Below are 714 nucleotides of genomic sequence, written 5' to 3'. Positions count from 1 at the left end.
GGTGGTGGCCGCGCTGGCGCGCGGCGAGCTGCGCACCATCGCGGCCACCACCTGGGCCGAATACAAGCAGCATATCGAGAAGGATCCGGCGCTGACGCGTCGCTTCCAGGTGGTCAAGATCGAGGAGCCTTCGGAAGCGGTGGCTGTGCTGATGCTGCGCGGTGTCGCCGGCGTGCTGGAGCAGCATCACAAGGTGCAGATCCTGGACGAGGCGATCGAGGCGGCGGTTGCGCTCTCGCACCGCTACATCCCGGCGCGACAACTGCCGGACAAGGCGGTCAGCCTGCTCGACACCGCCTGTGCCCGCGTCGCCATTTCGCAGCATGCCACGCCTGCCGAAGTCGAGGACATTCTGCGCCGCCGCCAGGCGCTGGAGGTCGAGAGCGGCATCATCGGTCGCGAGGCGGCGATCGGCATCGACGTCGCCGACCGGCAGGCTCGCGTCGACGCCGGGCTGGCGGAAGCCGAGACCACGCTTGCAGCCGCCCAGGCGCGCTGGGACCGGGAAAAAGCGCTGGTGGCCGAGATCCTCGACCTGCGCGCCAAATTGCGCGGCGAGGGCGTGCCGCTCGACGACGCCGCGACCGCTGCGGAAGCGGAGAGCGCCGACGCGGCAGCAAAGGCGCCTGAGCAAAAGGCCCCCGAGAGCAAGATTGGCGAGAGCAAGGCCGCCGAGACCAAGCCGCAGAAAGCCAAGGCCTCGAAGGCCAAGGG

General features: G+C 69.6%; 1 pseudogene. It reads left to right on the top strand.

Features of this window, described 5'->3' with window-relative positions:
* Positions 1-714: pseudogene (locus tag EOA29_RS38830) on the top strand (type VI secretion system ATPase TssH); the annotation flags it as partial.

It is taken from the genome of Mesorhizobium sp. M1E.F.Ca.ET.063.01.1.1 (assembly GCF_003998155.1).
Taxonomy (GTDB): Bacteria; Pseudomonadota; Alphaproteobacteria; order Rhizobiales; family Rhizobiaceae; genus Mesorhizobium.
This window is presented reverse-complemented; position numbering and strand designations above follow the sequence as displayed.